We start from the raw sequence: 4,942 nt of genomic DNA on the forward strand, positions 1-4,942 counted from the left end.
AGATGTTTATAAGAGACAGGGCTCCTACGGCCCGGACGGCGCCTCCCTGGAAGGGGTGGGGCGCGCGCGACGGACTGGCCCTGGCACTTAATGACGGGGAGACGGGGGAGCAAGTTTCCGCTCACCCCAATCCCATCCACCCGAGGGGCCGCGGGAGCAAGCGAGCGACCCCGAACGGGTGGGAGACGGCTTCAGGAGAGCTTCGCCAGCTGGGCCTTCACGGCCTCGGAGATGGCTCGGCCCTCGGCCTTGCCCTGGATCTTGGGGGTGAGGTTCTTCATCACCAGGCCCATGTCCTTGGAGCTCGTGGCGCCCACCTCGGCGATGGAGGCCTGGACGGCGGCGGCCAGCTCGTCGGGGGTGAGCTGCTGGGGGAGGTAGCTCTGGAGGATGGCGATTTCGGCCTCTTCCTTCTCCGCCATCTCCGGCCGGTTGCCGGCCTTGAACTGCTCCACGGAGTCGCGACCCTTCTTGATGAGGCCGGCGACAACTGTCAGTACACCCGCGTCATCGAGGGCGGAGGCGCCGGGCTCCACTTCCTTGTACTTGATGGCGCTCTTGATGGCCCGAATGACGGTGGTGCGCGTCTCGGTCTTGGCCCGCATCGAGTCCTTCAGGTCCGCGTCGAGCCGTTCCTTGAGGGTTGCCATATATGCGACTCCGCTGGGGTTGTGGTTCGGGGGGACTGGACGACGGGAGCCAGGGCACCTGACTGCTCGGGGGCGCCCCGGCTCTCACGCCGGCCTCGCAACTAGAACGACTTGCGGGCCTTCTTCACCGCGCGCTTCTTGGCGGCGAGGGCCTTCTTCTTCCGCTTCACGGAAGGCTTCTCGTAGTGCTCGCGCTTGCGGATCTCGGAAAGGATTCCGGCCTTTTCAGTGGCCTTCTTGAAGCGCTTGAGGGCGCTCTCAATGGATTCTCCTTCTTTCACTCGGATACCGGGCATGAGTTCACCTCCTTCCGCCATGCGTCAATGTGTGTGTACTTCAAAAGGGGAGCGGGTATGTCCTAGCGGGAGGTAAAACGCAAGGACGCAGGAGGGAAAACCCGGGGGCGGATGCACTACACTGTCCGCTGCGTGAGCCCTGCCCTCATCCTGATGGTACTGCTGGCGACCGGTCAGCGTGGCGGCACCGGGACGACCGACTGCTGGAACTCCTGCCAACGGCACGTGGCGGACCGGGCCCTCCGGGGCCGCGTGTGTGGCTCCTGCCTGTCCGGGGGACGGGTCGACTCCTGGGTGGCGTCCCTGGGCACGGTCCGGCCGACTCCCCGCGACGCGCTCGCGTCTTCCCGCAAGGACGAGGACTGGCGGGTGCGGTGGGCCTCGGTGCGGGCCGAGGCGAAGGGGAAGGGGATTCCCGAGCGCCGCGTGCTCGCGGAGTGGGTGGCCAGCACGCCCACGTCGGCGGATCTGCAGGCGTGTCTCACGGCGGCACGCGCGGCCGCGGAGGCGGATCAATCCTCGGCGACGTTCCTTCGAGAGGCCGGAGCGCGGGGGCCCGAGGCGGCGGCCCGGGTATGGGCTCGCCGTGAGGCCATCCGGCAGGCGCTGGAGGTGGAGTTGTACTCGGAGGACCCGCGCGCGCGAGGGTCGGCGCTCGCCCACCTGGGGACGTTCATGGGGCGCAAGCCAGCGCGGCTGTTGCTCGATGCCACGGCCTCCAGGCCGGAGAGCACGGATGTCATTGGCGCCAGCGCGTTGAAGTCCGTGGCGCTGCGACAGCGCACCTCGGTGGGGCGCCTCTTGCTGGAGGAGGCGAAGCCCGCGGACGCGGTGCTCGTGAACCGACTCTTCGCCGTGTACTCGCGGGAGTTGGAGGAGCTTCAGCCGGAGCTGACGGCGCCCGAGCCCCGTCGCCGGGATTCGGCGGTGCTGGCGTTGGGCGTCTATGGACCGCTGGCCCGCAGGGAGATGGAGCGCGCGCTGGAGGATGCGGACCCCAAGGTGCGTGGCTCCGCGGCGCGGAAGATGGCGGAAGCGGAGGGCACGTCGCTGCGCGTGGCCGCCGAGCGCCGGGTGGAGGGGCGCGACGCCGCCGTGTCCCGGCCGTGGCTGGAGGCCATGGTGCGGGAGAAGGGCTGCGCGGGCTTCTTCCTGGATGTGGCGGGCAACCCGAGGATGCCCGCGGAGCTGCGGGGCCAGGCGCTGGCGTCACTGGCGGACTGTCGCGAGAGCGAGAACGAGCGGGTGGAGACGCTTTCGCCCTATCTGCGCGACTCGCAGCCCGTGATTCGGGCCGGGGCGGTGCGCGTGCTGGGCTCGATGTCCGTCCGGAGACCCGAGGTGATGGATGCCACCACGCGGGCGCTGGAGGACGACGCGCCGGAGGTGGTGGCCGCCGCGCTGGCGGTGGTCGCGGGGCAGCGCCAGTCGACACGGGGGGACGCGGCCGCGGAGCTGCTGGGCTCGGAGCACCCGGTGGTGCGCGCCGCCGCCGCCCGGGCGCTGGAGGCCATTGGCCGCGCCGTCCACGTGAAGGTGCTGGCGTCCTGCCTGCGCGAGGACCCGGTGCCGGATGTCCGGGTGGCCGCCGCGCTCGCGCTGGGCCGACTGGGCGGGCCGCATGCCGCCGCCGCGCTGTCCGACGCCGTGGCCCGGGACGGGGACACCCACGTCCAGCACGTGTCGCGCGAGGGATTGCGGCGGCTGGGCTTCGGGCCCTGAGCCGAACTCAGGGGCCGCTGATGGCCTTGGCGTCCGAGCGGTTCCGACCCGCGCGCTTGGCCCGGTAGAGGTACTTGTCCGCCGCGGCGATGAGGTCCTCGGGCTGGGAGAAGTCCGAGTCCAGCAACGTCGCCACGCCCAGGCTGATGGTCACCTTGATGGGCGTGCCGCCGAAGACGAAGTCCGCCTTGTCCACCGCGTACCGGCAACGCTCGGCGCAGGCGAGGGCCTGGTCCTCGGCGGACTCGCGCAGCATCAGCGCGAACTCCTCGCCGCCGTAGCGCGCCAGCAGGTCCTCGGTGCGCACGGTGTCGCTGACCCGCTGGGCGATGCGCGTCAGCACGTAGTCACCCGCCGGGTGCCCGTACGCGTCGTTGATCTTCTTGAAGTGGTCCACGTCGAACAGCACCAGCGACAGGTTCACCCGGTGGCGCAGGCAGTAGCTGAACTCCTTGCGCACCGTCTCCAGGAAGTACTTCTTGTTGTAGACGCGGGTGAGGCCGTCGCGCGTCGCCGACTCGTAGATGCTGCGCTGGTACTGCTCCTCCAGTTCGTCCTGGATGGAGAACTTGAGGACGGTGTTGGAGCCAATCTGGATCTTGTCGCCGTCGTAGAGCGGCGCGGCGTTGACCTTCAGGCCGTTGAGGTACGTGCCGTTGGTGCTCGCCAGGTCCACCACCTGGAAGCGCCCGTCGCCCAGCGCCACCACCTTGGCGTGCTTGCGCGAGATTCCGTCGTCCTCCACCTGGAACTGCGCCTCGGAGCTGCGCCCCAGCACCACCTCGGAGCGGTCCAGCTTGAACATCCGGCCGATGCCCGCCGCGGACTTGGCGCTGATGACGATCAGATAAGCGCTCTGCCGCTGGCCGTTGCCCAGCAGGTCCGAAATGGAATGGACGGAAGTTTTCTCCTCGGACATCGCGCCACCCATCTTACGGGCCGTTTTTTCATGGCGGCAAGCATGCTGCCGGCTTCCTTGCCGGCAACCCTCGCCAGGATTGGACTCACCGCGTTGGTTTGTGGCTCCGGCGACCCGGGGGTTCCACTGTCTTGCGTCCGACGGTCAGCTCCCCGGCCACCGGTGTCTGGATGAAGCGCGCGAGCGCCTCCGGAGAGCGGGGGTGATAGGCCAGTCCCTGCATCAGCTTCACCAGCGCCGCCGAGGGCGTCAGGTCCGCGCCGCCCACGGCCCCCTGGGCCAGGGCCGCCGCTCCAGATTCGTAGAGACTGAGATCCACGCCGTTGCGGTGGGCCTGACTCACCACCACGACGGGCACGCCGCGCTCCCGGGCCTGGGTGAACAGGGGCAGGAGCGAGCGCCCGAGGGCCGGGTCGATGGGGAAGTTGCCGGCTCCGTACGCCTCCAGGACGAGTCCCCGGACATGCGGCAGCAACTGCAGGGGCAGGGCGGGGTCCAGCCCGGGGTAGACCTTCAAGAGGAAGACGCGCGGATCCAGCTTCTCGTACAGGCGGAAGGGGCCCTTCGACCGAAGTCCCGGCTCGAACGTCGCGTCCACGCCCAGGGTGCCCAGCACGGGGCAGTTCGGGCTCTCGAAGGCGTCGTACTCGGACACCTTCACCTTGCGCGTGCGGTTGCCCCGGTAGAGGTGCGAGTCGAAGCAGATGGTGACCTCGCGCGGCCCCTGCAGCGCGGACAACACCGCGTCGATGAGGTTGAGCCGCGCATCCGAGCGGACCTCCCCCAACGGCCGCTGGGAGCCCGTCAGCACCACGGGGCAGGGCGGGTTGCGCAACATGAAGGACAGCGCGCTGGCCGTGTAGGCGAGCGTGTCCGTGCCATGGGTCACCACGGCCCCGTCGAAGTCCTTGAGCTGCTGGTGCAGGTGGGTGGCCATGCGCTGCCACAGCTCCGGCTGCATCTCCGAGCTGTCCACGTTGCTGATCAGCTGCAGCTCGATGTCCGCGAGCTGGAAGAGCTCCGGGACGCGGGCCTTGAGCGTCTTGAAGAAGGCAGCGGGGCGCAGGGCGGATGGCCGACCTCCGGCCATCCCCAGCGTGCCACCGGTATGCAGGAGCAGGACTCTGGGCATGATGGGCAAGGGTGCTTCCCTGCCAAGGCTTGCGTTGCTTTACAAGCCCCGCGAGCGTGGCTAAGACCCGCCGCGTGCTCCTCTCCTGCTGGAAGCGTGTCATTCCCCTGCTGGCCGCCGTGGCGCTGACCAGCTCGGGCTGCAAGAACCCGGAGGGCTCCGCGCCCGCCTCGAACCCGGCCCCGGCCGCCGCCCCGGCCGCCGCTCCGGCTCCCGCCGCGAC

The 4,942-nt window shown here is 69.6% G+C and carries 5 protein-coding genes; 1 reads left to right on the forward strand and 4 read right to left on the reverse strand.

The window, feature by feature from the left end; all coding sequences use genetic code 11:
- Positions 1-191 precede the first annotated feature (191 nt).
- Both HR086_RS44710 and rpsU read right to left on the reverse strand, forming a co-directional pair.
- Positions 192-650 carry a GatB/YqeY domain-containing protein gene (locus HR086_RS44710; RefSeq protein WP_141644121.1) on the reverse strand — a complete coding sequence of 153 codons (459 nt, stop codon included), beginning with the start codon at positions 648-650 and terminating at the stop codon, positions 192-194.
- A 101-nt stretch (positions 651-751) separates the two neighbouring features.
- Positions 752-946 (reverse strand): 30S ribosomal protein S21, encoded by a 195-nt coding sequence (gene rpsU / locus HR086_RS44715; RefSeq protein ID WP_002614080.1) that lies wholly within the window; start codon positions 944-946, stop codon positions 752-754.
- A 111-nt stretch (positions 947-1,057) separates the two neighbouring features.
- Here rpsU and HR086_RS44720 point away from each other — a divergent pair, with 111 nt between their 5' ends.
- Positions 1,058-2,668 carry a HEAT repeat domain-containing protein gene (locus HR086_RS44720; RefSeq protein ID WP_174468705.1) on the forward strand — a complete coding sequence of 537 codons (1,611 nt, stop codon included), beginning with the start codon at positions 1,058-1,060 and terminating at the stop codon, positions 2,666-2,668.
- Positions 2,669-2,675: 7 nt separating this feature from the next.
- Here HR086_RS44720 and HR086_RS44725 read toward each other — a convergent pair whose 3' ends face one another.
- Positions 2,676-3,587, reverse strand: a complete 912-nt coding sequence (locus HR086_RS44725) for a GGDEF domain-containing protein (RefSeq protein WP_141644120.1) — start codon at positions 3,585-3,587, stop codon at positions 2,676-2,678.
- An 85-nt stretch (positions 3,588-3,672) separates the two neighbouring features.
- Positions 3,673-4,719 (reverse strand): asparaginase, encoded by a 1,047-nt coding sequence (locus tag HR086_RS44730; RefSeq protein ID WP_141644119.1) that lies wholly within the window; start codon positions 4,717-4,719, stop codon positions 3,673-3,675.
- Positions 4,720-4,942: the final 223 nt, after the last annotated feature.

Source organism: Myxococcus sp. CA039A, assembly GCF_013336645.1.
Taxonomy (GTDB): domain Bacteria; phylum Myxococcota; class Myxococcia; order Myxococcales; family Myxococcaceae; genus Myxococcus; species Myxococcus llanfairpwllgwyngyllgogerychwyrndrobwllllantysiliogogogochensis.